The following is a 25,780-nucleotide window of genomic DNA, read 5'->3' as shown; positions in this document are numbered from 1 at the left end:
GCTGATAATATCTATCATAATGGCTAGATATGATTGATCCACCACTCGATCTCGACGCCGTCTGGGCTTTTACGCTCATCGCAGACCATGGCAGCTTCACCCGGGCGGCTGAAGCGATGCAGACGACGCAGGCCGCCGTCAGCCTCAAGCTCAAGCGCCTCGAGACGAGGCTGGGCTGCCGGCTGGTAGAGCGCACGCCCCGCCATGTCCAACTGTCGACCCATGGCTTGACCTTCCTCGAACACGCCCGGGCTCTGCGAGGCGCCCACGACCGTGCGCTGACGGCCTTCAGCGGGGCACGGCGGCGATTGATCATCGGCATCAGCGAGCACGTCGCGGGCCCCGATTTGCCGGCCCTGATCGCGCGGATGAACGCGCAGGATCCGCACCTCATCATCGAGATCCGGATCGCGTCTTCGGGCGATCTGCTGCAGAGCTTCGATCGACGCGAACTCGACGCCGCGATCGTCCGCTTGCATGTCGGTCGGGACGACGGTGAGATGATCGCGGAGGAACGCTTCGTCTGGTACGCGGCGCCCGGGTGGAAGCACCATGCGGATGAGCCGCTGCCAGTGGCCACCTTGGCGGAGCCTTGCGGCGTGCGGGCCATGGCCAGTCAAGCGCTTGACGCGGCCAGCATCGCGTGGACGGAGATATTCGTGGGCGGCGGGGTCGCCGCAGTCGTCGCTGCTGTAAATGCGGGGCTGGGTGTCGCGGCCTTGTCTCCACGCATGGTGCCGCTCGGCGCTGTGGATGTCGGGGCACGGCTGGGTCTGCCGGCGCTGCCGCGGTTGCCGATCCTGATCCATTCGCGGGCAAAAGAGGATCGGTCGCATAACGCCCTCGCGGCGTTAGCGGCGGCCTTCCGAAGTGCCGTCAGGGGCTAAGCTGGCCTCAGCGGGCTGAGGCAGGATCTCGCCCGCGTCAGAACCGCAATGCCTTCACGGAGAGCTCTCGACCAAGCACATGTCGCGGATCATTTCCCGAAGCCAGCGATGGGCGGTGTCGGTTTCGAAACGCGGATGCCAGGCTTGGCGAAGCGTTACCGGGGGTAGATCGAGCGGGATCGGAAATGCGCGCATTCCGACGGGAAGGTGTGGCGTGCCGAGCAGATAAAGATCGGGCAGCGGCAGGATCAGGTCACTACCAGCGAGGAGCAGAAGCGCAGTCGAGAAAGTGGGCGCCACCAGCGCGACCTTTCGACGAAGATCCTGATGTACCAATGCGGCATCGATCGGCCCGCTCAATCGTCCGCGGCGCGAGACGACGATCTGTTCATAGGCCGCGAAAGCATGTGGCGTGATCTCGTTTGCGAAGATCGCATGATCCTCACGCGCGACGCAGACGATCGCCGTCTTGATTAAGGCCTGCACACGGACCTCGGCATCGAGCGTCTCGGTAGCGCCGATAAACAGATCGACATGCCCCTCGCGGAGCGCGTCGTCGTCGTCGCCGACCTCGGGCGCGAAGCGAACGGACACGCCGGGTGCCGTGTCGCGTAGGTGGCGGGCCAATCGCGCACCGAAAGCGACGATGAAGCTATCGTTCGCACGAATGGTGAAGCTGCGACGCAGGGTTCGAATTGCACGTTCACCCGCAGGTTGCATGATCCCAAGCGCCTGGCTGACCAGGCTGTGGATGGGATCGCGCAACTCCTGGGCGCGAGGCGTCGGCACCATCTTGCGACCGGCGGGCACCAGGATCGGGTCGCCGAAAACGCCTCGGATCCGTCCGAGCGTCCGGCTCATCGCTGGCGGACTGAGGTCCATGCGCCGCGCCGCGCCGACCACGCTCTCTTCCTGAAGAAGAGCGTCGAGCGCGATCAGCAGGTTGAGGTCGGGATAGTCCATCTCCAAGGGTCCAGCCAGGCCTCCGGGCGCATTGCCGGATCGATCCAAGATCGTGTCATGCACCGAACGGAGGAACAGGGCGAGAGATAGTCCCGTCCCCATGGTCGCAACCTCCCCTCGGCACAAGTCGCGCCAACGATCGGGTCATAAGGCTGGATCAATGTCCGTAGACCAGTGCACGGCGCGCACTGGTCGATTGCACGTCAGCCGATTTCTGCAAGCCAGTCGCAACGGTATCGCCCCGACCACCTCTCGATCGTCGCCGGAGCCGATAATGCCGACGCTACCCTGCTTCATGTCCGGCGCGTCGTGACAACGGTCGCGATAGCCGCTGCCGATCCGGCTCCTGCCCCGAGCGCACCGGCTTCTCCCGTCTTGCCGTCGTTCGGACCGCAGCTCGCGACCGGGCTGGTCGGCGTCCTGCTCGCCTCATTCACGGCCGGACTGAACGAGCATGTCACTGAAGTCGCGCTTGCAGATGTCCGCGGCGCGCTCGCGATCGGCCATGACGAAGGCAGTTGGCTGACCGCGCTCTACGCCGCCGCCAACGTCGCGGCCATGGCCTTCGCACCCTGGTGTTCCGTGACCTTCTCGCTCAGGCGGTTCACGATCGGAGCGGTGCTGACCTTCGCGCTGCTGGGGCTGTTGTGCCCGCTCGCGCCGGACGTCGGAACGCTGTGCGTGTTGCGGACGCTTCAGGGTCTGGCCGGCGGCAGCCTGCCGCCGATGCTGATGACCGTGGCGCTGCGCTACCTTCCCGCCGGCATCAAGATCTACGGTCTCGCGGGCTATGCGCTGACCGCCACCTTCGGCCCGAGCCTCGGCACGCCGCTGGCCGCGCTATGGACCGAGTTCGTCGGCTGGCCGATGGTGTTCTGGCAGGTCGTGCCGTTGTGCCTGCTGAGCGCGCTCGCCATCGGCTGGGGCGTCCCGCAGGATCCGCTGCGGCTGGAGCGGCTCGCGACCTTCGACTGGATCGGTCTCCTCGCCGGCTTGCCTGCGATCGCGATGCTGGTGATCGCGCTGGAACAGGGCGACCGGCTCGACTGGCTTCGGTCGCCGCTGATCTGCGCCTTGTTTACCGGCGGCGGGCTCCTGATGCTCCTGTTTCTCGTGAACGAGTGGAGCCATCCGGCCCCCTTCTTCAAGTTGCAGATGCTGGGCCGGCGCAATTTCGCGCATGCGCTCATCACGCTGGCGGGCGTGCTGGTGATCTTTCTGGGTGTCATCGTGATCCCGGGCGGGTATCTGGCGGAGGTGCGCGGCTATCGCCCGCTCCAGACCGCGCCGCTGGCGCTCGTTCTCGCGCTCCCGCAGCTGGTCGCGCTGCCGCTTACCGCCGCCATCCTCAATGTCCCGCGCGTGGATTGTCGTTGGGTACTCGGGATCGGGCTCGGCATGGTCGCAACATCCTGTGCGCTGGGGAGGCTCGTCACGGCCGACTGGGTGCGCGAGAATTTCTACCTCCTTCAGGCGCTCCAGATCATGGGGCAGCCGATGGCGGTGATCCCGCTGCTGATGCTGGCGACGACCGGCCTGCCCCCGGCGGAAGGGCCATGGGCTTCGGCGATGTTCAACACCGTCAAGGGCTTCGCGGCCGCGCTGGGCACGGCCATCGTCGAAGGGCTCGGCACGGTCCGGGAGCATTATCACTCGGAAATCCTCGTCGACCGCTTGGGACTGCTTGGCATGACGCCGGACGCTTCGGCGTCTGCCGATCTCGCCGAGCGCATCCGTGCGCAGTCGGTCGTGCTGATGTCGGCCGACCTCTATCTGGTGATGGCCGCGATCGCCGTCGGGCTGATCCTGCTCATCCCGATCATGCCGACCCGCATCTATCCGCCGCGCGCCATCGCGCCGGCCGCCCCCCGCTGAAAGCACCCGCGCATGGCCTACCGCCAGACCCGCAAGCATGCCCTTATCGCCACCACTGCCATCGTGCTTGCCGGCACGGCGGTCGGCGGCGCGCATCTCGCCTGGCCCGCCGGCAAAGTGTCCACGGATGACGCCTATGTGCGTGCGGACGCCACCCTGGTCGCACCGCGTGTGGCGGGCCAGATCGCGGAGCTTCTAGACCATTTCCGCTTTACGTGAACTCATACCCTGAGTTGGCGAGGTAGTTGCGGCACTCGTCTGGGCCGAAGCGTTCGAGGAGTTGGCCGATGGTGGTCCAGAGTCCCTCCTTGGTGCGGGCCGCGGCAGCCCGGAGCAGGGTCTTGAGCTTGGAGAATGCCTGCTCGATCGGGTTCAGGTCGGGCGAGTAGGGCGGCAGGTAGAGGACGCTGGCACCGACAGCCCTGATGGCTTCGGCGACACCCGCCACCTTGTGGGCGCCCAGGTTGTCCATGACCACCACGTCGCCGCGCCTGAGTGTGGGTGCGAGGAACTGCTCGACGTAGGCCAGGAATGCGGAGCCGTTCATCGGCCCGTCCAGCACCAGCGGCGCCACCAGCCCGGTGCTGCGCAGACCTGCCACGAACGTCGTGGTGCGCCAGTGCCCGTGCGGCGCGGCCGTAACCAGTCGCCTGCTCCGCGGCGCCCAGCCATAGCGGCGCACCATGTTCGTGCTGGCGCCGGTTTCGTCCAGAAACACGAACCGCTCCGGGTCCATGAAGCGCTGCCACACGCGCCACATGCGGCGATGCTCGGCCACGTCCGCCCGGTCCTGCTCGGCCGCCCTCAGGCTGTTTTTTTGTGCGACAATCCGAGCCGGCGCAGCGTCGACCAGATCGTGGTCAGGCAACCCGCCTCGATGCCGCGCTCGGCGAGCCCGGCTTTGATCTCGGCCAGGGTGATGGTGCCCTTGGCCGCCACCAGCTCCCGCAACAGGTCCTCGTGTCCGGTCAGCAGCGGTTTGCGGTAGCCGCCGATCCGCGCCGGTGCCGTGCTACCGGTCTCGCGCACCCGTCGGACCAGCTTGATGGCCGCAGACTCGCTCACGGCAAAGCGTCGCGCCGCCTCGCGGGCCGAACTGCCCGCCTCAACCGCCTGCACCAGGCGGCGACGCAGGTCCTGCGATAACGGTGCGGCCATCTCATCCCTCGCTGCTCCAACAGCAGCGTCGAATCAGATCACGCGAGTCCGCGCAACATCAAAGTGGTCTAGTCGACGACAATCAGCCGGTGACGGCCGGTCAGCTCCTGGCGCGGATCGACGATCGCGATTATCGCGCCGCTCTGGCCAGCGCGCAGGCGGACGTCACGGTCGCCGAAGCGGACATCGCCAATTTCGATGCGGAAATCGCACGGCATCCCGCACTGGTCGCGCAAGCCGAAGCGACGTTACGGGCCGACGGTGCCGCCGCCACCTTCGCGCAGGCCAATGCGGTGCGGTATCGCAACCTATCGACGGGCGGCGCCGGTACGACCCAAGAACGACAGCAGGCGGACAGCACGCTCGCCGAAAAGCTCGCCGCAACCGATCATGACCGTTCGGCGCTGGCCGCCGTGCGCCAGCAGATCGGTGTGCTGGAGGCCGGGCGGGCCAAAGCGGTCGGCGCGCGAGCGCGCGCGCAGGCCGCTTTGGATCAGGCCAAGCTCAATCTGAGCTATAGTGAAATCCGCGCGCCGGTCGATGGCATTGTCGGCCAGCGCACCGTCCGGGTCGGCGCGTTCGTCGCCGCGGGCACGCCGCTTCTCGCGGTCGTCCCGCTGGCCAAGGTCTATGTCGTCGCGAACTTCCAGGAGAACCAGCTCGCCGACATGCGGCTCGGCCAACCGTCCACCATCCGCGTCGACAGCCTCCCGGGCTTGACGCTCAAGGCGCATGTCGACAGCCTCGCCCCGGTCACGGGCCTCGCCCTGGCACCGATCGCGCCGGATAACGCCACGGGCAATTTCACCAAGGTCGTGCAGCGCCTGCCCGTCAAGCTCACCATCGATCCGGGACAGCCCGAAGCGGCGCGCCTCCATGTCGGGCTGTCCGTTGTCCCGACGGTGGATGTCACCGCCAAGGGTGGCGCAGCCCTGAGCCGGACGGTGCAGCGGTGAGCAAAGCTTCTCCCCTGCGCGTTTGCGCGCCGCTCGCCTCGGCGGCGGCGCTTCTCGCCGGATGCACCGTCGGGCCGGACTTCGAGCGCCCCGTGGTGGCGACGCCGACCGCTTTCTTCCGGGTCGACACCACCACCGCGCCGAGCCGGCCGGCCGCATCACCGATCGTGACCGACTGGTGGACGCTGTTCCGCGATCCTGTGCTGACCTCGCTCGAAGGGCGACTGTCCGAGGCCAACCTCGGCCTCAAAGCCGCGACCGCGCGGCTGCTTCAGAGCCGGGCGCAACGGCGCATCGCGGGCGCGCGCGAATATCCCAGCGCCGGCGCTGCCGGCTCTTACTACCGCGAGCGGGCCAGCTCGAATGGTATCCTGTCCTTGATGGGAACCAGACCGGCCGCCTCGCAGCCTCAGTCGGCGGCCGGGACCACGCCGTTCGGTGTGGCGAGCCTGCCCGGGGCGGACGGATCGCCACCCTACGATCTCTTCCAGGCCGGTCTCGACGCCTCATGGGAGCTGGATCTCTGGGGCCGAACGCGGCGCAGCATCGAAGCCGCTGACGCGAGCCTTCAGGAGTCGCTCGAGGATCGGCGCGCCCTGCTGCTTTCCGCACAGGCGGAATTGGCACGCGACTATATCGACTTGCGGGCAACCCAGACACTACTGGCGATCACCCGGCATAATCGCGATGTCGCCCGCGACAGCGTCAAGCTGACCCGATTGCGGTTGATTCAGGGCGTCACCACCAACCTGGACGTCGCCGATGCCGAGGCACAGGTCGCGACCGTCGACGCGCAGGTGCCGACGCTCGAAGCGCGGCGCGACGCCCTGATGAACGCGCTCGGCCTCCTGTTGGCGGAGCAGCCCGGCGCCCTTGCCGGCGAGTTGGCGAAAGCGAGCGATATGCCCATCTTGCCGGCTCGCGTTCCCGTCGGTCTGCCATCGGACCTCGCGCGGCGGCGACCCGATATCCGGCGTGCCGAGGCCGAGCTGCATCGTGCGACCGCCTCGATCGGCGTCGCCAAGGCCGATTTCTTCCCGAGCATCTCGCTGACCGGCAGCTTCGGCACGCAGTCGCTGGCGCTCTCCAACCTCGGGAGCTGGGCGTCGCACCAGTTCGTCGTCGGTCCGTCCATCTCGCTGCCCTTCTTCGAGGGGGGTAGGCTTAAGGGCACGCTGGCGCTCCGCACCGCCGAGCAACAGGAAGCCGCGATTCTGTTTCAGCAGACCGTGCTCAAGGCATGGTACGAGATCGACGACGCCTTCACCGCTTATGACGCCGAACAGCGGCGGCGTGATCGACTCGCCGAAGCGGTCCGCCAGAACCGGATTGCTCTCGCTGTCGCCCAGCGTCGCTATACCGAGGGCGCGACCGACTTCCTCAACGTCCTCACGATTCAACGAGCCCTGCTGGAGGCGGAAAGCGGTCTGGCAACGAGCAGCGGCCAGGCTGCCGGCAATCTGATCGCGCTCCTGAAGGCGCTCGGCGGCGGCTGGGAAACCACATTCCCGGACACCCGGCTGCCCGGCAACACGAGCAATAGCAAAGGCACAGGATCATGATCGACGTTCCCGACGTACGCCAGTTCCGGATCCACGACGTCACGCGATTTCCGATCGTCGAGGTCCGCCCCGGCGCCGTCCGCCCTGGCTACGGGGCGGACTGGATACGCGAGATGGAGCAGCTCATCTCGGGCTCGACCGCCTTCGTGCTGCTCTATTCCCAAGCGCAGCACACAGAGGAGCATGAGGATTTCAAGCTGCGCGGCATCTGGATGAAGGCCAATAAGGCGCGGCTATCGACTCTATGTACGGCGGTCATATGGGTCGAAGCCGACGAAGGAAAGCGAGCGGCCCTTCGGGCGCAGTCGCTCGGCGCGCAAAGGGCGTTCGGCGTGCCGATCAAGGCGTGCGCGACCAAGGATGAGGCCGTCAATCGCGGTTGGGAGCTGCTGTTCGGCCGGAACGAGGAAACGGATGGGTCCGCGCCGAATGGGACCGAGCGGGGAATGAAGGCCGGTCATGTTCGGTAGGATGCTCGTCGGCATCGATGGGTCCGTCTTGACGGGGAACGTGGCCGCCCTCGCCGCTGATCTTGCGAAGTCATGCGGTGCCGCGCTGCATATCTTCTGTGCCATCGACCCGGCCTATTTCATCGAAGAGCCCGATGGCGAACGACCGAGCCGCGCGGACGAGATCGACTATCCCGCTGCCGCCCTGGAGAGCGAGAGCGCGGACGATCTTGTGCGACGGCAGGTAGCGGAGTTGCGTTCGGTCGGGATTGATGCCGACGGCTCGGTTGCCGAGGGCATGCCAGTCGCCGCAATCCTGCACGCGACCGCTACCCACGGATGCGACGCGATCATCATCGGGCATCGTCATTTATCATGGCTCGGTAAGATCACCGAACGCTCCATCTGCCATATGCTGCTCGAGCAAGCGGCGGTCCCTGTCGTGGTCGTGCCCGCGAACAGGTGATCGCTCAGGAGGGCAGGCACGCGGAGACGACTACATCAGCCGTTTTCGTCGTCATGCCCCACTTGATGAGGGAGCGGCGCTCCGGAAGAAGGATCGAAACATGCGCGTCGTCGATGTCCGGGAGCACACGATCACCGTTTCCCGCTACGCCGATCCGGCTATTCCATCAGGTGGGCTCACCACCAGTCTGGTCGCCGTCACGACCAACGTCCTGCGAGGCGGTCGGCCCGTTGTCGGGTACGGCTTCGCTTCGGTGGGACGGTTCGGCCAAGGTGGCCTGATTCGAGAGCGTTTCGCCCCGCGTCTCATCGCTGCCGAAACGCTTGCCGGCGACCCCGACGGGGACCTGGATCCCATGCGGGCGTGGTCGGCGATGATGCGGGGAGAGAAGCCCGGGGGTCATGGCGAGCGCTGCGTGGCCGTGGGCACGCTCGATATGGCGATCTGGGATGCCGCCGCGAAGATCGCGGATCAACCGCTGCACCGATACCTCTCGGCGCGGCTTGGCCGAGCTCCGCATCCTTCACGCGTGCGCGTATACGCCGGCGGCGGGTATCAGTATCCGCATAACGATCTGGCTCGCCTTTCAGACGAAATCCGTCAATTCAGAGATCTCGGCTTCATGCATGCCAAGATCAAGATCGGTAATGCGAACCTTGCACACGATCTGCGACGCATCGAGGCTGCAGCAGCGCAGCTGGCGAGTCCGTCGTTCCTTGCAGTTGATGCGATGAACTCCTACGGCTCGGAAGGCGCAATCCAAGCCGCACAGGCTCTTGCACCGCTCGACCTGTGGTGGTTCGAGGATGTTTGCGACCCGCTGGACTTCGAGACCCTATCGCATGTGTCGTCGACCTACCCGGGGCCGATCGCGGCGGGCGAAGCTTTGTTCTCAAAGGCCGAGGCGAGACTGCTCGACACCTACGGCGGTCTGAGGGGAGAGCGGGACATCCTGCTGTTCGATCCCGTGCATTGCTATGGCTTGACGCACTACATCGACATCGTTGCAGACTTGACGGGGCGTGGATGGCCGCGATCCGCCTTCTGGCCGCATGGCGGCCATCTGTTCGGCTTGCATGTCGCGGCAGCTCTCGGTCTTGGCGGGGCGGAGATCAACCCATTCGCGTTCAAGCCCTTCCGCGGCACGTCGCCCGGTATGGGGATCGTCGATGGCCTCGTCGGATTGCCCGAGGCGGCCGGCATCGGTTTCGAGATGCACGCCGAGGCGTGGCAGGAATTTCAGCATGTGCGCGAGGACGCATGACGCTCGGCCGGAGCGGTGGCAATGTCAGCGAGTCGCCGTCCAGCGGCGGTCTTCAAGATGTCGATCAGATCTCCCGCTGTGCCGGAGGGCTTGGCCTGTACCAACATCCGCAACTCGAGCGTAGGCAGGCGTGGCAGGAGACCATCCAGCCTGGGCATCTCTGTCGGTACAGCGTGGGCGGTGCGAACGGTGACGCCGAGGCCAAACCGAAGCGCCGCCCAGACACCGGGCAGGCTGGGGGTTGTGAGCGACAACCGCCACGAGATCCTGGCGTCATCCAGGGACTTCAGTGCGGCTTGCCGGAACAGACAAGGATGATCGAACAGGACGAGCGGTAGCCCGCCGAGGTCCGCGCGAAGCAGCTCGATAGCGTCCTCGTGGCCAAACCAGTGCATCGGCAAGACGGCCAGGAGTTCCCCGGTTGCGGCACGGCCCGGTTCAGCGAAAGCGAGCGCAACATCGAGCCGTCCGGCCTTGACCTCTTCCTCCAGGGCGTAGTTGCGGCCCGCCCGAACAGCCACATGCGTGTTCGGGCGGATCTGCGAGAATGCCGCGAGGGCATCGGGCATGACATCCTCGAAGAAGTCCTGTGGTAAGCCCAGCCGGATGGTCGGGGGCGGCTTGGCAGCACCGAGCGCCGCTCCGGCTTCGTCGTGCAGGGTCACGAGCCGACGCGCGTAGGCGAGAAGAGCTTCGCCCGCTTCGGTCGGGACCAGCCCGCGCCCGCTACGCTGGAAAAGAGGATGGCCCGCCTGCTCTTCCAGGCGCTTCAACTGCATACTGACCGCCGATTGCGACCGGCCGAGCTGAACGGCCGCGCGTGCGAAGCTGCCGAGGTCGATGCCTACGACCATGGCGCGCAGCCCTTCGAGATCGAAGCTCGGTCGCATGTATCCGATTTCCTAAAGCGTGATTTCCGACATATGCGATATTCGAAAGCGCGCTTGATGGATAGGCTCGCCCGGACAGCAGGAGCTTTCCCATGGCGACATCGCAGGCGATCGGCTTCATCGGTCTCGGCACCATGGGCGCGCCGATGGCACTCAACCTGATCCGGTCCGGCATCCCGCTCGTCGTGTGGAACCGGTCGGCGGCGCGATGCGAACCTTTGGCGCGAGCCGGAGCGCTCGTCGCCGACGCTGCCGCCCATGTCCTCGACCGGTGCGACACCGTCATCCTGATGCTTGCGGACGAGGCCGCGACGGACGCCGTCCTCGGTCGCGGCACCGCCGACTTTTCCGGTCGGGTTACCGGCCGCCGGGTCGTGGCCATGGGCACGATGCCGCCCGGCTACTCGCGCGATCTCGCCGCGGACATCCGCGCCGTCGGCGGGCGGTACGTGGAAGCACCCGTCTCAGGCTCGCGCAAGCCGGCCGAGGCCGGGCAACTCGTCGGCCTGCTGGCAGGGGATGCCGACGATCTCGCCGTGGTCCGCCTTCTGCTCGCACCACTGTGCCGGCAAATCTTCGAATGCGGCGCCGTGCCCGGCGCTCTCCGGATGAAGCTTGCCGTCAACGTCTTCCTGATCACCCTCGTCACCGGCCTCGCGGAAGCGGCGCACTTCGCCGCGCGGCATGGCCTCGACCCGGAGCACTTCGTCGCCATCCTCGACGCCGGGCCGATGGCCAGCGACGTCTCGCGCATCAAGGCGCCGAAGCTGATGCACCGGGATTTCGCGCGCCAGGCCGGAATCTCCGATGTCCTGAAGAACAGCCGCCTCGTGGTCGAGGCCGCCCGCGACGCCGCCATCGCCTCGCCGCTGATGAACGTCTGCCTCGCGCTCTACGGCGAGACGGAGGCGCTGGGGTTGGGCGAAGACGACATGGTCGCCGTCGTTCGGGCGATCGAGGAGCGGACGGCGATTGCGTCGTGAGCGACTTCCTGCTCCTCTGCCTGCCGATCTTCGGCATGGTCGCGGTGGGGTGGATGGCGACCGCCGCCGGGGTGACTCCGCCCTCGGCGCTCGACGTCCTCGGCGGCTTCTCGTTCCGCTTCGCCCTTCCTGCCCTGGTGCTACACCTGATCGCGCGCGAACCGCTCGCCGCCCTGTTCGAGCCGGCCTTCTTCATCGGCTATCTCGCAAGCGGGTGTCTCGTGTTCGCGCTCACCTTCGCCGTGTTCCGCAAAGCCCGACGGGTCGGAGCGGCACGCGCGAGCGCCCGCGCCACCACCGCGAGCGTCGGCAATCTCGGCTTTCTCGGACCGCCGATCGTCGTCGCCTTTCTCGGGACGCGCGGCACGGGCCCGCTCGCGATGGCGATCGTGTCCGAGGTGATGATCGTGATGTCGATCGGCGCGGTCCTGATAGCGGGAGCCGGCGACCGCCGCCTCGGGACGCTCCTCGCCAGGAGCACGATCGGCAATCCGGTCATCGTCTCGATTCTTCTCGGCACCGGGATGGCCGCGGCCCGATTGCCGCTGCCGAAGGCCTTGGACGACTTCCTCGCCCTTCTGGGTGCATCGGCCGCGCCGACCGCGCTTTTCGCGGTTGGAGGCACGCTTGCCGTTCTGCGCATCGACCGGACGCTCGTCTGGGTCGCGGTGGTCATCGCCGGCGTCAAGCTCGCGCTCTATCCAGCGACGGTCTGGTGCGTGCTGGCATTGGGCTTGGGAATGGACCCGTTCTGGTCGAGCGCGGGCGCGCTGATGGCCGCCTTGCCTTCCGCCGGCAGCAACTTCGTCCTGGCGCAGCGCTACACTGACGATGCCGACCAGACGTCCGCGGGGATCGTGCTTTCGACGATGATCGGTATCGTTACGGTGCCGCTCGTCGCATCGCTTGTGCTTGGCCGATAAGACCGATGTTCCCATCCCAAGCTTGCACCGGTGAATATAGCCTATGGGCGAGTTCCATTATCGATTATGCCATCAATTCAATTGGATTATTGTTCGCATCTTATCCTTGTCACGAAGCTAAGTTCTTTTTCAGAAATTCGGTGTGGCCGGCAGGCGGAAAGCAAACATGCCGACGTGAGCGCGTATGGCAAAGCTCCCTACAAATATAGAGCTTCGCCATCTTCGTTATTTTCTCGCGGCTGCCGAATACGGAAGCTTTCGAAAGGCCAGTCTGGCGCTCGCCGTGCAAGAGTCATCGGTCAGCCGCCGCATCCGAGATTTGGAAGATCAGTTGGGTGCATCGCTCTTCCGGCGTCACAATGGCGGGGTTCATCTCACTCTGGCAGGCCAGAAATTCCTTCCCCAGGCTCGTGCGGCGATGAAACACCTCGGCGATGGTGTTGAAGACGTCAGCGCAATCGGACGAAGCGAGAGTGGGCGCATTCGTGTCGGCATCTTCTCCTCCCTTGCCTCAGGTTTTCTTTGCGAATTGTTTCAAGCCTTCGACGCGGACAGGACAGGTGTGCATGTCGCTTTTAGCGATGGCCATCCGACCGAACACATCGCGGCTGTGCGTCTACACCAACTCGACGTTGCCTTCGTCGCTGGGACCTCGCAGCAAGCCGGATGTGAGACCATGCATCTATGGTCTGAACAAATTTTCGCTGTGCTGCCGACGAACCACCACCTCGCCATGTATCCGTCGCTCACCTGGCCGCAATTGGTTGGGGAGACTTTCATTATAAGTGAGCAGGCACCAGGCCGCGAGATCCACGACTTCCTGATCACCCGCATTTCCGATCTGGGACGATATCCGGAGATCGACAGGCAAAATGTCGGGCGCGACAACCTACTATCGTTGGTGGCGATCGGGCGCGGGCTCACGCTCACCAGCGAAGCGACGACATCGACCTACTTCTCAGGGCTCGTTTATCGACCGATTGCAGGCGAGCAGTTGCCGTTCAGCGCCGTGTGGTCGCAGAAGAATGACAATCCTGCGTTACGTCGGCTACTCAGCATGGCGCGGGTCAGACGCAAGATCGTGAAAGCCGGCAGATCGCCTATTGCGTCTACTGTTTCTGCGTTGTCCGGCGAGCTTTCGCAAACGCTCGATCCGTCGCCATGAACCGCTCCAGCATGGGCGCGATCAGCCGCGGTGGGTCGGCGGCGGGTTGTTCGCTGTCGCGGGCGAGCACCTCGGCATAAGCGATCAGGTCGCGGTGCAGGCCGGCGGGTAGCTCCAGCGTGATCTTTACGGGCTTGTCGTCGACGATCGGCCCGAGCTTCAGCTTCACCATAATATCAACCCCTATACGGTTCGAGGACGAGATCGCGAGTGACCAGCACGCGGACCGGAAAGCCAGGACGGATGGTCAACGTCGGCGCGATGTCGAGTTGGCGACCGACTACTTGTCGCCCGGTCTGGCTGATGCCGTCAGACGCGCCCTGTCGCAGCGCGCGCACGAGGTCGCTGTCCTGGCCCGACGTGCCGGCCTGTGCGCCGACCGACAGCAGCGTGGAGAGGCCGGCGGCCTTCGCCAGATCCCACCAATGATGGTCGACACCGTCCTCCAGACCGGCATAGCCTTCGGCGTCGGCGCCAGGCTGGCGTTCCAGCACGATCGAGCGACCGTTGGGGAAGATCAGACGCATCCAGACCAGCAGCACCCGACGCTGCCCGAAGCCGACGCCGTTGTCGTACTGTCCGACGACGCGCGTGCCCTGCGGCACGAGCAGGATGCGCCCCGTGGGGCTGTCATAGACGTTCTCGGTCACCTGGGCGGTGACCTGCCCCGGCAGGTCGGAGCGGATGCCGGTGATGAGCGCTGCGGGGATAACGGCGCCGGCCTGGAGCACGTTCGGCGAGGCCGGCGCGGCGACGCGATCGGGAGAGACCGTGCGCTTGTCGGGCGCCTGGTCAAGGAAGGCCTGCTGGCGCTGCTGCGCCGAAGGCGTCGCCGGTTGCGGCGCGAGGCCGAGGCCAGCGAGGTCAAGCTGTGCTGGCGCGGTGGGAGCGGCCGGAGACGGAGCGGCGTTGTCCGCCAGTCGTGCCTCGGTGCCGGCAAACAGCTTGGCGGTGCGGGCCGCCTCCAGCTCCTGCCGGCGTCGCTCCGCGTACTGACGCCGGCGCTCGTCCTCTGGATCAGGCGCAGTCGACCGCCCCGGCGATCCGATGGCGGGCGTCGCTACAGGCTGGCCACCGTTCTGCGCGCTGAGGATCGGCCGGCCGAGATCGCCCGGCAGCGGCGGTCCGAGCTTCGGCACGCCGGTGTAATCCTTCGGCAGCGCGTTCAGCCCGTCGGGTGTGTTGCGGTTGCCCGTCGCGAGCAGTTCCTCCGATGCCTTGCCGCCATGCTGGCTTTGGAGCCCGTAGACGAGCGCGCCGCCGACGCCGAGGCCGGCGGCCAGCCCGAGGCCCGCCAGCACCTTGCGCGACAGACGGGTCACCCGCGGCGGCTCGGCGCGCAACCGCATGGCCGCGGCCGGCTCGCCGGTCAGCGGTCGGGCCTCGTCGCTTGCCGCGGCGGCCGGCTCCGCCTCCTCGTTCCGGATGTCGTCGGCGCTCATGAGTTCGGCCGCCCGTCGGTGCGCACGATGCGCACGCGCTGCTGGTTCTTGGCCGAGCCGAACCGTAGCTCGGCGGCGGCGAACAGCCGGTCGACGATCATGTAGTTGCCGCGCACGCGATAGTTGACCAGTTCGGAGGTGTCGCCCTCCGGCCCGACCACGAACAGCGGCGGCATCTCGCCCTGCGCAATGCCGCGTGGGAACTCGATGAACACCTGCCGCCCGTCGTCGAAGGCGCGCAGCGGCCGCCAAGGCGCACTGTCGCCGGTGATGGCATAGCGGAAGTTGAGGCTGCCGAGATCGACGCCCGACGCCACCGGTTGCGCCGCCACGGCCTCGGCGTTCTGCCGCCGCAGCACGATGAGCTGGTCCTGCGGATAGGACCAGGAGACCGAGGCCATGTAGGTCCGCTCGGTGGCGCGCAGTTCCATATGGTAGGTGCGCCGATCGGTGTTGATGACGAGGTTGGTCGTCAGCTCCGGCCGCGTCGGCTTGACGAGGATGTGGACCTGCTTGGTTGCGCCAGTGCCGCTCTCGGTGTCGCCGATGATCCAGCGCACCGTGTCGCCAGCCGCGACAGGCCCGGAGCCGACGAGCTGCTCGCCGGGCTGGAGGGCGATGTCGGTGATCGAGCCCGGCGCCGCATAGAGCTGGTACAGCGCGCCGGCTATGAAGGGATAGACCTGCACCGCGTTGATGAAGCCGTTCCGGACCGGCTGCATGCGCGCGGCGGCGTTGGCGAGCGCCACGCGCGCGGTCGGATCTGCGGCCTCCGGGGTCGGCCGGCTCCGCTCCACCGGCTTCAACTGGCCGGGCAGCGGTAGGGGCTTGGGCAGCTCGACCACGGTGACGGGCGCGGGCGGATCGACCTTCAGCGTCGCGGGCGCGGCATCGTCATAGGCGATCTCGGGCGGCTTCTCGAAATGGGCGCAGCCGGCAAGCGCGGACGTGCAGAGCACCAGGATGGGAACGGCGGGAAGCCGGCGACCCGGCCTCCCATGGTGACGGGACGGTGGGATCATTGGCCGAGCTCCTTGGACCAGTCGATGGCGGTGACGTAGAGGCCGAGCGGGTTCTTCCTGAGCGTGTCGGCGTCGCGCGGGGTCTGCACCGCGACGGTGAGGATCGCCGACCAGCGCTCGGTGGCGGCGAGCGCGCCGTCCTGGTAGCGGCGCTCGGTCCAGGCGATGCGGAACGAGTCCGGCGAGGCGCGGATCACGCTCGACACCTCCACCGACACCTGCACCTTGCCGACGCGGGCGAACGGATCGTTGGCACGGGCGTAATCCGACAGCGCCAGCGCGCCCTTGTCGGAGGCGAGGTCGTAGGCGCGCAGCCAGTTCTGCCGCAGCACGATCGGATCGGCCGGTACTGCGCGCACCTGCTCGATGAAGCGCGCCAGGTAGAAGGCGACCTGCGGATCGGTCGGACGATAGTCCGGTACGGCCGGGGCGATGGCCTGCGCGGCCCCAAGCTTGTCGACCTGCACCACCCAGGGCACGATCGAGCCGTTGGCGGACTGCCAGATCAGGCCGCCGGCGAGGCCGGCGGAGAGCGCGAGCGAGCCGAAGGCCATCAGCCGCCAGTTCCTCGCCTGGACGCGGGCCGAACCGATGCGGTCGTCCCAGGCCTGGGCGGCGCGCTGGTAGGGCGTCACCGGCTCGGGGCTCTTGCCGTAATGGGCGGCGGGTCGTCGGAACGGGATCATGGTCACTCCCCTTGGTCGAGATCGACGGAAGCGCCACCGCCATGGGCGTCGCCGGCCTTCACGGCATGGGCGGCGGCCTGGACGCCGTGCGACGCCTTCTGGCCGCGCTGCATGCGCCTGGCCCAGGCGGGCGGGTCGCCAACGGCTGCGGACGGTGCCGGCGGCGTGGACGCACCATCTGCGGTCGCTGCCTCACCGCTCACGGCCTGCCGCCCGGCGTCGAAGCTCTCGCCCAGGGAGGCGGCGGCACGGCGGAGCGGGCTGACGATCGCGCTGCCGACCTTCGAGGCGCCGGTGCTCGCGACGTTGCCGAGACCGGACGCGACGCCCGCAGCGCCGGCGCTATAGGCGGCGGAGGCTCCGCCCGCGAGCGCCGCGCCGCCGCGCGCCGTCGCGCCGGCCGCGCTCGCCAGTGCCGCACCTCCCGAGGCGACACCACCGACGGCAGCCGCACCCGCCGCGACCATGCCGCCGGCGGCGAGCCCGGTGCCGATCGCCGCGCCCGCGCCGAGCTGTGGGCCGCCGGAGACGAGACCGCTGGCGATGCCGGGGCCGAAGATGCCGAGGCCGAGCAGCGATAAGGCGGCGAGCACGATCGCCATGGCGTCGTCGATGGTCGGCGAGACGCCGTTGAAGCCGCGGGTGAACTCGCCGAACAGCGTCGAGCCGATGCCGACGATGACGGCGAGCACCAGCACCTTGATGCCGGACGAGACGACGTTGCCCAGGACGCGCTCGGCCATGAAGGCGGACTTGCCGAACAGGCCAAAGGGGATCAGCACGAAGCCGGCGAGCGTCGTCAGCTTGAACTCGATCAGCGTGACGAACAGCTGGATCGCCAGGATGAAGAAGGCGAGCAGGATGAGCGCCCAGGCAAACAAGAGGCAGGCGATCTGGATGAAGTTCTCGAAGAACGACACCCAGCCCATCAGCGAGGAGATCGAGTCGAGCAGCGGCCGGCCGGCGTCGAGCCCGGTCTGTGCCACCTTGCCGGGGCGGAGCAGGTCGGCAGCGGTGAAGCCGGTGCCGGACGCCTTCAGGCCGAGACCGGCGAACGAGTCGAAGACGATCTTCGCCAGGTTGTTCCAGTTGCCGATGATCCAGGCGAAGACGCCGACGAACAGCGTCTTCTTGACGAGGCGGGCGATGATGTCGTCGTCGGCGCCCCACGACCAGAACAGGGCGGCGAGCGTCACGTCGATGACGATCAGCGTGGTGGCGATGAAGGCGACTTCGCCGCGCAGCAGGCCGAAACCGCCGTCGATGTAGCGGGTGAAGACTTCGAGGAAATGGTCGATGACGCCGGTGCCGCCCATGTCAGCGGTCCCCCGCCGGGCGACCCGCACCGAGGAAGCGGGCGCGGTTCTCCGCCCAGGTTCGCAGGCAGGCCGGATCGTGCTCGGCCGCTTCGCCGAGAAGCTGGCAGCGGGCGAGGTCGGCGCGCAGCGGATCGGCTGCGGCCGGAGCTGCCGCGACGGCCACGGCCGCGACTGGCGCCTCCTCCTTCCGGGTCATCTCCACCGCCGTCGCGGTGATCGCGACGGCGACGAACACGATGGCGCCGATGCGCGCGAGCGTCTTGCCCTCCATGACAAGCGCCCTCAGTTGCGGCCGTAGAACATCTGCGCGTTGCCGGGCTGGTAGCCCGTGCCCGGCGTCAGGAAGCGGCGGCGCTGCTCGCGGCCCTGCTCGGCGGCGGTCGCCTGTTCGGCGTCGTGCAGCGCCTGCGCGCGGCCGTTGGCGGCGACGACGGCGGTGAGGTCGGCGAGCTGCTGCGCCTGGAGCGCGAGGAGCTGGTTGCCGGCCTGCGTCGCCTGCAAGGCGCCGGTCGCCGCCTGCGAGCGGGTGACCAAGCTCGCCATCTCCGCTCGGTTGGTGTCGATGTTGCCGACGACCCCGGCCTGCACGCGCATCGCATCCTGCAAGCCGCCGACCGTCGTCTGCCAGCGCGAACGGGCGTCGGCGACGAGCTGCGCGTCGGTCGCCGAGAGCGAGACGCTGCCGTACTTCTGTTGGAAAGCCTGATCGATCGAGCGCACGTCGTAGGCGATGGTCTGCGCCTGGGAGAGAAGCTGCTGGGTGCGGCTGACCGACTGCTGGAGCTGCTGGAGAGAGGAGTAAGGCAGGCTCGCGAGGTTGCGGGCCTGGTTCATCAGCATCTGCGACTGGTTCTGGAGCGACGTGATCTGTTGGTTGATCTGCTGAAGCGCGCGGGCGGCCTGAAGGACGTTCTGCGCGTAGTTGGACGGATCAAATACGATGATGGCCTGTGCCGGCGTCGCGAGCATCGGCGCGACCAGCACGGGAGCGATGAGCAGCGCGGCAGCAAGCCGCGCCGCGCGGGAACGGCGCGGAATCATGGACAGGTCTCCAGGTTGGTGAGGTCGGGGACGAGGTCGGCAGCCCAGCCGGCGCCGCGATGGCGCAGCCAGGAGGCGAGGAAGCCGTCGCGGCCATGCTCCGCCACGATGGTGGCGATGGTCTGCTGGTCGGTGCGGGAGGATGCGGCGCAGAGCGCCAACGCCACTTCGCCGAGACCCAGCTCGAACAGCCGGTTGCCGCGGCGAGACTGGCAGTAGTAGTCGCGCTTCGGCGTCGCCCGCGCGAGGATCTCCATCTGGCGGTCGTTGAGGCCGAAGCGCCGATAGATGGCGGTGATTTGCGGCTCGATCGCGCGCTCGTTGGGGAGCAGCAGCCGGGTCTGGCAGCTCTCGATGATCGCGGGCGCGATGGCGCTGCCGTCGATGTCGCTGAGCGACTGCGTGGCGAAGATCACGCTGGCGTTCTTCTTGCGCAGCGTCTTCAGCCACTCGCGGAGCTGGCCGGCGAAGCCCTCGTCGTCGAGCGCCAGCCAGCCCTCGTCGACGATGATGAGGGTCGGCGATCCGTCGAGCCGGTCCTCAATGCGGTGGAACAGGTAGGCGAGCACGGCCGGCGCCGCGCCGGTGCCGATCAGCCCCTCGGTCTCGAACGCCTGGACCGTGCCGAGCCCAAGATGCTCGTGCTCGGCGTCGAGCAGCCGGCCGTAGGCGCCGCCGACGCAGTAGGGCCGCAACGCCTGCTTCAAGTCGTTCGACTGCAGGAGCACGGCGAGGCCGGTGATCGTGCGCTCCTCGACCGGAGCGGTGCTAAGCGATGTCAGCGCCGTCCAGAGGTGCTCGCGCACGTCGGGCGTGATCGGCACCCCCTCGCGGATCAGGATCGCGACGAGCCAGTCGGCGGCCCAGGCGCGCTCCGGCACGTCATGGACGCGGGCGAGCGGCTGGAGCGCGACGCCGTCGTATGTTGGGTCTAGTGGCGCTAGCGCCTGGTCGATGGCGTCCTTGATGTCGTCGTTGCCGCCGAGATCATGCCAGTCGCCCCCCATCGCCAGCGCCGCGGCGCGGATCGAGCCGCCGAAGTCGAAGGCGAACACCTGCGCGCGGGCGTAGCGGCGGAACTGGAGGGCCATCAGCGCCAGCAGCACCGACTTGCCCGCGCCGGTCGGGCCGACGACGAGCGTATGGCCGACGTCGCCGACATGGAGCGACAGCCGGAACGGCGTCGAGCCTTCGGTGCGGCCGTACAGCAGCGGCGGGGCGTCGAAGTGCTCGTCGCGCTCCGGCCCGGCCCACACCGCCGAGAGCGGGATCATGTGGGCGAGGTTCAGCGTCGAGACCGGCGGCTGGCGGACGTTGGCGTAGGCGTGCCCCGGCAGCGAGCCCAGCCAGGCATCGACCGCGTTGATCGTCTCCACCATGCAGGTGAAGTCGCGGCCCTGGATCACCTTCTCGGCGAGCCGCAGCTTCTCGTCGGCGATGCGCGGGTCGTCATCCCACACCGTCAGCGTCGCGGTGACATAGGCGACGCCGGCATAGTCCATGCCGAGTTCCTGCAGCGCCATGTCGGCGTCGTTGGCCTTGTTCGAAGCGTCGGTGTCGACCAGCGCGCTCGCCTCGTTGGTCATCACCTCCTTGAGGATGGCCGCAACGCTCTTGCGCTTGGCGAACCACTGCCGCCGGATCTTGGTCAGCAGCTTGGTCGCGTCGGTCTTGTCGAGCAGGATGGCGCGGGTCGACCAGCGGTACGGGAAGGCGAGCCGGTTCAGCTCGTCGAGCAGCCCGGGCGTCGTCGCAGTCGGGAAGCCGGTGACGGTGAGGACGCGCATGTGCCGGTCGCCCAGCATCGGCGCCAACCCGCCAGTGAGCGGCTGGTCGGCGACGAGCGCGTCGAGATGCATCGGCGTCTCGGGCACGCGGACGCGATGCCGCTTGGTCGAGACGCAGGCGTGGAGGTAGGTGAGCGTCTCGGCATCGTCGAGCCAGCGGCAGGCGGGCATGAAGCCCTCCACGAGCTGGAGCAGCCGGTTGGTGCGGTCGACGAAGCCGGCGAGCATCTCGCGTGGGCGCGACTGACTGTCGGCGCGGTTCTCGTAGAGCCAGGCTTCTGAGCGCGTCGCGGTCTCGGCCGGCGGCAGGAACAGCATGGTGAGGAAGTAGCTCGACTCGTAATGCGCCCCGGCCTCTTCGAACGCAGCACGGCGCTCGGCATCGACCAGCGCGGAGGCCGGATCGGGGAAGCGGCTGTCCGGATAGCGGCCGGCGGGATGGCGCTGCGCCTCCACGAAGATCGCCCAGCCCGAGCCGAGGCGACGGAAGGCGTTGTTGAGGCGGCCGGCGACGGCGACCAGCTCGGCCGCGACGGCGCTGTCGAGGTCGGGACCGCGAAAGCGCGCGGTGCGCTGGAGCGAGCCGTCCTTGTTGAGGACGACACCCTCGCCGACGAGCGCCGCCCAGGGCAGGAAGTCGGCGAGCCGGGCGGCACGGCTGCGATACTCGGCGAGGTGCATCATGGTCGTGCCCCTCAGACCGACAGGTGGCCGGGAACGCGCAGGTGCCGGCGCACCACGTCGACGAAGAGTGGGTCGCGCTTGGCGGCCCACACCGCCGCCATGTGGCCGACCGCCCAGATGGCGAGCCCGAGCAGCCACAGCCGCAGGCCGAGCCCGACGGCGCCAGCGAGCGTGCCGTTCATAATGGCGACGGCGCGCGGCGCGCCGCCGAGCAGGATGGGCTCGGTCAGCGCGCGATGCACCGGCACGGTGAAGCCCGGCACCTCGGCCGTGGCGTCGGCGATACCGGCCATCAGACCAGCGCCCCGCCGCCGAACGAGAAGAACGACAGGAAGAACGAGCTGGCCGCGAAGGCGATCGACAGGCCGAAGACGATCTGGATCAGCCGGCGGAAGCCGCCAGAGGTGTCGCCGAAGGCGAGCGTCAGGCCGGTCGAGATGATGATGATCACGGCGACGATCTTGGCGACCGGGCCCTCGATCGACTGGAGGATCTGCTGGAGCGGCTGCTCCCACGGCATCGACGAGCCGGAGGCGTAAGCGGCCGGCGCGGTCATCACGCTGAGCGCGGCGGCGGAGGCCGTCAGCGCGAGGCGCTGGCGGGCATGCGAGAGGGTATGGGTCACGACTGGTCTCCTGGGGTGAAGGCTGCGGAGGGGATGAGCGGTGCGGCGCCGGAGCCGGCGGTGGTGGTGGTGGCCGGCACGACGCGGTAGTCGCCGTCGGGACCGAGCCCTTCGATGCGGGCGAGTTCAGCAAGCCGCCGCTGCGAGCCGCGGCCGGCCAGCACCGCGACCATGTCGATCGTCTCGGCGATCAGCGCGCGCGGCACCGTCACGACCGCTTCCTGGATGAGCTGCTCCATCCGGCGGAGCGCGCCGATGGCGCTGCCGGCGTGGATCGTGCCGATGCCGCCGGGATGGCCGGTGCCCCACGCCTTCAAGAGGTCGAGCGCCTCGGCGCCGCGCACCTCACCGATGGGTATGCGGTCGGGGCGCAGGCGCAGCGCCGAGCGGACGAGGTCGGACAGCGAGGCGACGCCGTCCTTGGTGCGCATGGCGACGAGGTTCGGCGCAGCGCATTGCAGCTCGCGCGTGTCCTCGATCAGCACCACCCGGTCGGGCCAGTGCGCGACCTCGGCGAGCAGCGCATTGGTCAGCGTCGTCTTGCCGGTCGACGTGCCGCCGGCGACGAGGATGTTCTTGCGCTCGCCCACCGCCAGCCGCAGCAGCGCGGCCTGGGCAAAGCTCATGATGCCAGCGTCGGCATAGTCGTCGAGCGTGAACACCGCGACGGCTGGCTTTCGGATCGCGAAGGCGGGCGCAGGCACCACCGGCGGCAGCAGGCCCTCGAACCGCTCCCCCGTCTCGGGCAGCTCGGCCGAAACGCGCGGCGCCCCGGCATGGACCTCGGCGCCGACATGATGCGCGACCAGGCGGACGATGCGCTCGCCATCGGCGGGATCTAGCCGCTCGCCCGTGTCGGCGAGACCGTCCGATAGGCGGTCGATCCAGAGCCGCCCGTCGGGGTTCAGCATCACCTCGACGATTGTCGGATCGTCGAGGAACCGGGCGATGGCCGGGCCGAGCGCAGTGCGCAGCATTCGCGCGCCACGCGATCTCGCCTCCGATCGTCCGTGCTGGACCACGCTTGCAACCCCGTCGTCATGAGACCGCACCGTGCGGCCCTGGATCGGGGTCGAGTAGAAGAGGCCTCAAACGGTCGAGTTCAACAATTTTCGGTCGTCGTAGTAGTGTAGCGTGCAAATACAGGAGAACGGCGGTTCCGAGTTTTGGAACCGTCGATGACGGCGCGCCGCCATCGACTCAAGTGCCTTCGCTAATATCGTCCGGTATCTCTTGCAGCACGCTGCGGCCCTTCTGAAGCTGCCGCGCCAACGTCAGGATGAATCCATCGAACCGCTCGCGTCCCTTGATCTGCGCGGCGGACTCCGCGTCCTTCCCCAACGGCGGCGTGATCGTCAGCCAGAAGCGTACGAACAGCGCCAGCATATCGGCGGTGATACGCTGATCGCGTTCGACCCGCGCCATCTGCCGCCCAAGCTTGTCGAGGCGGCGGGTGAAGGCCGCCTCGCGCTGGTCGAGCGCGTCGGGCGACAGGAACGTGGCCACGGCGGCCTCGACGATCGCTGAGCGCGGCAGCCGCTTGCGCTCGGCGAGTTCGTTGATACGCCCGATCATCTCGGCGGGCAGCGTCAGGTTGAGACGGTCGCGCATGGCGGTCACAGCTCCATGCCGTCGCCGGGATCGAGCGAGACCTGCCGCGCGAGCCCGCGCATCTGCTGACGCATCGCGCGGGCCTGCCGGGCGGCATCTTCCTCCTCGTCATCCATCATCACCGCGAACTCGTCGGCGGGTGCCTTCGCGATCTCCGGCGCGATGGCGACATGCTCGGGCAACTCCGGCTCGCGCCGCAGTCCGGCATTCGCCTTGTCCGCCTCAGCCGCACGGGCCGCCGAGAGCAGCGCCGCGTCAGGCCCGATCGGCGCCAGCCCGGACCAGCCGTCGATCCGCTTCGTGCGGTTGGACTTCGCCGGGTCGGGCGGCGGCAGCACCCGCTCCTTGAACCGGGCGTCCTCGTAGTAGCGCGCCTTCTTGGCCCGGATCGGCGGCGTGCCCGCCACCATGACGATCTCGTCGGCCGGCGGCAGCTGCATCACCTCGCCGGGAGTGAGCAGCGGGCGCGCCGTCTCCGAGCGCGACACCATCAGGTGGCCGAGCCAGGGCGAGAGCCGATGCCCCGCATAATTCTTCTGCGCCTTCATCTCGGTCGCGGTGCCGAGGGCGTCCGACACCCGCTTGGCGGTGCGCTCGTCGTTGGCGGCGAAGCTGACGCGGACATGGCAGTTGTCGAGGATCGAGTTGTTGGCGCCGTAGGCCTTCTCGATCTGGTTCAAGGACTGCGCGATCAGGAAGGCCTTCAGGCCGTAGCCCGCCATGAAGGCGAGCGCCGACTCGAAGAAGTCGAGGCGTCCCAGCGCCGGAAACTCGTCGAGCATCATCAGGACGCGGTGCTTACGCTCCTTGGCGTGCAGGTCCTCGGTCAGGCGGCGGCCGATCTGGTTCAGCACGAGGCGGATCAGCGGCTTGGTGCGCGCGATGTCGGAGGGCGGCACGACGAGGTAGAGGGTCGCGGGCGCGGCCTCAGTGACGAGGTCGGCGATGCGCCAGTCGCAGCGCCGCGTCACCTCGGCGACGACCGGATCGCGGTAGAGCCCGAGGAACGACATGGCAGTGGACAGCACGCCCGAGCGCTCGTTGTCGGACTTGTTGAGCAGCTCGCGCGCGGTCGAGGCCACGACGGGATGGACGCCCGCTTCGCCCAGGTGCGGCGTGGTCATCATCGCCTGCAGCGTCGCCTCGATCGAGCGCTTCGGATCGGACAGGAAGGCGGCGACGCCGGCGAGCGTCTTGTCGGCCTCGGCATAGAGGACGTGGAGGATCGCCCCGACCAGCAGGGAGTGGCCGGTCTTCTCCCAGTGGTTGCGCTTCTCGAGGCTGCCTTCCGGGTCGACCAGAATGTCGGCGATGTTCTGGATGTCGCGGATCTCCCACTCGCCGCGCCGGACCTCGAGCAGCGGGTTGTAGGCGGCGGACACGGCGTTGGTCGGATCGAACAGCAGCACGCGGCCGTGGCGGGCGCGGAAACCCGCGGTGAGCTGCCAGTTCTCGCCCTTGATGTCGTGGACGATGGCCGAGCCCGGCCAGGTCAGCAGGGTCGGAACGACGAGGCCCACGCCCTTGCCCGAGCGGGTCGGCGCGAAGCACAGCACATGCTCGGGTCCGTCGTGGCGGAGATAGGCACGGTCGAGCTTGCCGAGCAGCACGCCGTCGGCGCCGAGCAGCCCGGCGGCCTTCACCTCCTTGGCTTCCGCCCAACGCGCCGAACCATAGGTCTCGACGCGCTTGGCTTCTCGCGCCCGCCACACCGACATGCCGATCGCGACCGCGATGGCGATGAAGCCGCCGGACGCGGCGATGTACGCACCCTCGACGAAGATCGCCGGCGCGTAGGCGTCATAAGAGTACCACCACCAGAAGAAGGCGGGCGGCAGGTAGACGGGAAACCGCAGCAGCGTGAACCAGGGCGGCCCCAGTTCGGGCTGGAAGGCGAGGCGCCAGGCGACCCACTCGGTCGCGCCCCAGACGCAGGCGAGCACGATCAGGAAGACGGTGAGGATCTGCCCCCAGAGGATCTTGGTGGCGGTCATACGCCAAGCACCTCGTTCATATGCCACT

27 protein-coding genes are annotated in these 25,780 nt (G+C 67.9%); 11 read left to right on the top strand and 16 right to left on the bottom strand.

Annotated elements, in window-relative coordinates:
- Window positions 1-29 precede the first annotated feature (29 nt).
- A complete protein-coding gene (locus LHA26_RS09450) occupies window positions 30-887 on the top strand; it encodes a LysR family transcriptional regulator (protein WP_252165378.1) in 858 nt (285 codons plus the stop codon).
- Window positions 888-941: 54 nt separating this feature from the next.
- Here LHA26_RS09450 and LHA26_RS09445 read toward each other — a convergent pair whose 3' ends face one another.
- On the bottom strand, window positions 942-1,850 hold the full coding sequence (locus LHA26_RS09445; protein WP_252165377.1) for a LysR family transcriptional regulator: 909 nt from the start codon (window positions 1,848-1,850) through the stop codon (window positions 942-944).
- A 174-nt stretch (window positions 1,851-2,024) separates the two neighbouring features.
- Between LHA26_RS09445 and LHA26_RS09440 the strand changes: the two genes are divergently transcribed.
- A complete protein-coding gene (locus tag LHA26_RS09440) occupies window positions 2,025-3,725 on the top strand; it encodes an MFS transporter (protein ID WP_252165376.1) in 1,701 nt (566 codons plus the stop codon).
- 12 nt (window positions 3,726-3,737) lie between these two features.
- Window positions 3,738-3,944 (top strand): hypothetical protein, encoded by a 207-nt coding sequence (locus LHA26_RS09435; protein WP_252165375.1) that lies wholly within the window; start codon window positions 3,738-3,740, stop codon window positions 3,942-3,944.
- On the opposite strand, the gene LHA26_RS09430 is transcribed toward LHA26_RS09435, so the two are convergent.
- Window positions 3,937-4,883 (bottom strand): IS630 family transposase gene (locus LHA26_RS09430; RefSeq protein WP_437441200.1). Its coding sequence is split into 2 segments (ribosomal slippage): window positions 3,937-4,538 and window positions 4,538-4,883, totalling 948 coding nucleotides; the frame shifts between segments, so codons are not numbered across the junction. The two genes, LHA26_RS09435 and LHA26_RS09430, sit on opposite strands and share 8 nt — an antisense overlap.
- On the opposite strand from LHA26_RS09430, the gene LHA26_RS09425 reads away from it, so the two are divergent.
- From LHA26_RS09425 to LHA26_RS09405, 5 genes are all read left to right on the top strand, one after another.
- Window positions 4,874-5,839: an HlyD family secretion protein gene (locus tag LHA26_RS09425; protein WP_302897961.1), complete on the top strand. Its 966-nt coding sequence runs from the start codon at window positions 4,874-4,876 to the stop codon at window positions 5,837-5,839. The genes LHA26_RS09430 and LHA26_RS09425 overlap by 10 nt on opposite strands.
- A complete protein-coding gene (locus tag LHA26_RS09420; protein ID WP_252165372.1) occupies window positions 5,836-7,401 on the top strand; it encodes an efflux transporter outer membrane subunit in 1,566 nt (521 codons plus the stop codon). The genes LHA26_RS09425 and LHA26_RS09420 overlap by 4 nt, the downstream gene beginning before the upstream one ends.
- Window positions 7,398-7,871, top strand: a complete 474-nt coding sequence (locus LHA26_RS09415) for a hypothetical protein (protein WP_252165371.1) — start codon at window positions 7,398-7,400, stop codon at window positions 7,869-7,871. Before LHA26_RS09420 ends, LHA26_RS09415 begins: the two co-directional genes overlap by 4 nt.
- On the top strand, window positions 7,861-8,316 hold the full coding sequence (locus tag LHA26_RS09410) for a universal stress protein (RefSeq protein ID WP_252165370.1): 456 nt from the start codon (window positions 7,861-7,863) through the stop codon (window positions 8,314-8,316). Before LHA26_RS09415 ends, LHA26_RS09410 begins: the two co-directional genes overlap by 11 nt.
- A gap of 100 nt (window positions 8,317-8,416) precedes the next feature.
- The gene (locus LHA26_RS09405; protein ID WP_252165369.1) at window positions 8,417-9,580 is read left to right on the top strand and encodes an enolase C-terminal domain-like protein; all 1,164 of its coding nucleotides are present in this window, start codon (window positions 8,417-8,419) and stop codon (window positions 9,578-9,580) included.
- On the opposite strand, the gene LHA26_RS09400 is transcribed toward LHA26_RS09405, so the two are convergent.
- The gene (locus LHA26_RS09400; RefSeq protein ID WP_252165368.1) at window positions 9,556-10,470 is read right to left on the bottom strand and encodes a LysR family transcriptional regulator; all 915 of its coding nucleotides are present in this window, start codon (window positions 10,468-10,470) and stop codon (window positions 9,556-9,558) included. The genes LHA26_RS09405 and LHA26_RS09400 overlap by 25 nt on opposite strands.
- Before the next feature lie 92 nt (window positions 10,471-10,562).
- Here LHA26_RS09400 and LHA26_RS09395 point away from each other — a divergent pair, with 92 nt between their 5' ends.
- From LHA26_RS09395 to LHA26_RS09385, 3 genes are all read left to right on the top strand, one after another.
- Window positions 10,563-11,453, top strand: coding sequence for an NAD(P)-dependent oxidoreductase (locus LHA26_RS09395; RefSeq protein WP_252165367.1), 891 nt, complete (start codon window positions 10,563-10,565; stop codon window positions 11,451-11,453).
- Window positions 11,450-12,376 carry an AEC family transporter gene (locus LHA26_RS09390; RefSeq protein ID WP_252165366.1) on the top strand — a complete coding sequence of 309 codons (927 nt, stop codon included), beginning with the start codon at window positions 11,450-11,452 and terminating at the stop codon, window positions 12,374-12,376. Before LHA26_RS09395 ends, LHA26_RS09390 begins: the two co-directional genes overlap by 4 nt.
- Window positions 12,377-12,560: 184 nt before the next feature.
- The gene (locus LHA26_RS09385; RefSeq protein WP_252165365.1) at window positions 12,561-13,541 is read left to right on the top strand and encodes a LysR family transcriptional regulator; all 981 of its coding nucleotides are present in this window, start codon (window positions 12,561-12,563) and stop codon (window positions 13,539-13,541) included.
- On the opposite strand, the gene LHA26_RS09380 is transcribed toward LHA26_RS09385, so the two are convergent.
- From LHA26_RS09380 to LHA26_RS09320, 13 genes are all read right to left on the bottom strand, one after another.
- Complete coding sequence (locus LHA26_RS09380; RefSeq protein ID WP_252165364.1) at window positions 13,486-13,713, bottom strand: DUF2274 domain-containing protein; 228 nt, start codon at window positions 13,711-13,713, stop codon at window positions 13,486-13,488. The two genes, LHA26_RS09385 and LHA26_RS09380, sit on opposite strands and share 56 nt — an antisense overlap.
- Window positions 13,714-13,717: 4 nt before the next feature.
- Window positions 13,718-14,983, bottom strand: a complete 1,266-nt coding sequence (locus LHA26_RS09375) for a TraB/TrbI/VirB10 family type IV secretion system protein (RefSeq protein ID WP_437441199.1) — start codon at window positions 14,981-14,983, stop codon at window positions 13,718-13,720.
- Window positions 14,980-16,005 (bottom strand): P-type conjugative transfer protein TrbG, encoded by a 1,026-nt coding sequence (gene trbG / locus LHA26_RS09370; RefSeq protein WP_252165363.1) that lies wholly within the window; start codon window positions 16,003-16,005, stop codon window positions 14,980-14,982. Before trbG ends, LHA26_RS09375 begins: the two co-directional genes overlap by 4 nt.
- Window positions 16,002-16,691: a conjugal transfer protein TrbF gene (gene trbF, locus LHA26_RS09365; RefSeq protein ID WP_252165362.1), complete on the bottom strand. Its 690-nt coding sequence runs from the start codon at window positions 16,689-16,691 to the stop codon at window positions 16,002-16,004. The genes trbG and trbF overlap by 4 nt, the downstream gene beginning before the upstream one ends.
- 2 nt (window positions 16,692-16,693) lie before the next feature.
- Window positions 16,694-18,007: a P-type conjugative transfer protein TrbL gene (gene trbL, locus LHA26_RS09360; RefSeq protein ID WP_252165361.1), complete on the bottom strand. Its 1,314-nt coding sequence runs from the start codon at window positions 18,005-18,007 to the stop codon at window positions 16,694-16,696.
- A gap of 1 nt (window position 18,008) precedes the next feature.
- On the bottom strand, window positions 18,009-18,281 hold the full coding sequence (trbK-alt, locus tag LHA26_RS09355) for a putative entry exclusion protein TrbK-alt (RefSeq protein ID WP_252165360.1): 273 nt from the start codon (window positions 18,279-18,281) through the stop codon (window positions 18,009-18,011).
- A gap of 11 nt (window positions 18,282-18,292) precedes the next feature.
- The gene (trbJ, locus tag LHA26_RS09350) at window positions 18,293-19,051 is read right to left on the bottom strand and encodes a P-type conjugative transfer protein TrbJ (RefSeq protein ID WP_252165359.1); all 759 of its coding nucleotides are present in this window, start codon (window positions 19,049-19,051) and stop codon (window positions 18,293-18,295) included.
- On the bottom strand, window positions 19,048-21,522 hold the full coding sequence (trbE, locus tag LHA26_RS09345; RefSeq protein WP_252165358.1) for a conjugal transfer protein TrbE: 2,475 nt from the start codon (window positions 21,520-21,522) through the stop codon (window positions 19,048-19,050). The genes trbJ and trbE overlap by 4 nt, the downstream gene beginning before the upstream one ends.
- An 11-nt stretch (window positions 21,523-21,533) precedes the next feature.
- The gene (locus LHA26_RS09340) at window positions 21,534-21,815 is read right to left on the bottom strand and encodes a VirB3 family type IV secretion system protein (RefSeq protein ID WP_252165357.1); all 282 of its coding nucleotides are present in this window, start codon (window positions 21,813-21,815) and stop codon (window positions 21,534-21,536) included.
- The gene (locus tag LHA26_RS09335) at window positions 21,815-22,147 is read right to left on the bottom strand and encodes a TrbC/VirB2 family type IV secretion system protein (RefSeq protein WP_252165356.1); all 333 of its coding nucleotides are present in this window, start codon (window positions 22,145-22,147) and stop codon (window positions 21,815-21,817) included. The genes LHA26_RS09340 and LHA26_RS09335 overlap by 1 nt, the downstream gene beginning before the upstream one ends.
- Window positions 22,144-23,124: a P-type conjugative transfer ATPase TrbB gene (gene trbB, locus LHA26_RS09330; RefSeq protein ID WP_252165355.1), complete on the bottom strand. Its 981-nt coding sequence runs from the start codon at window positions 23,122-23,124 to the stop codon at window positions 22,144-22,146. The genes LHA26_RS09335 and trbB overlap by 4 nt, the downstream gene beginning before the upstream one ends.
- 223 nt (window positions 23,125-23,347) lie before the next feature.
- Window positions 23,348-23,758, bottom strand: coding sequence for a ribbon-helix-helix protein, CopG family (locus LHA26_RS09325; protein ID WP_252165354.1), 411 nt, complete (start codon window positions 23,756-23,758; stop codon window positions 23,348-23,350).
- Between the two features lie 5 nt (window positions 23,759-23,763).
- On the bottom strand, window positions 23,764-25,752 hold the full coding sequence (locus LHA26_RS09320; RefSeq protein WP_252165353.1) for a conjugal transfer protein TraG: 1,989 nt from the start codon (window positions 25,750-25,752) through the stop codon (window positions 23,764-23,766).
- Window positions 25,753-25,780: the final 28 nt, after the last annotated feature.

The organism is Sphingomonas morindae (genome assembly GCF_023822065.1).
GTDB lineage: Bacteria > Pseudomonadota > Alphaproteobacteria > Sphingomonadales > Sphingomonadaceae > Solisphingomonas > Solisphingomonas morindae.
Note: the sequence above shows the minus strand (reverse complement) of the source record. Positions and strands in the feature narration are given on the sequence as shown.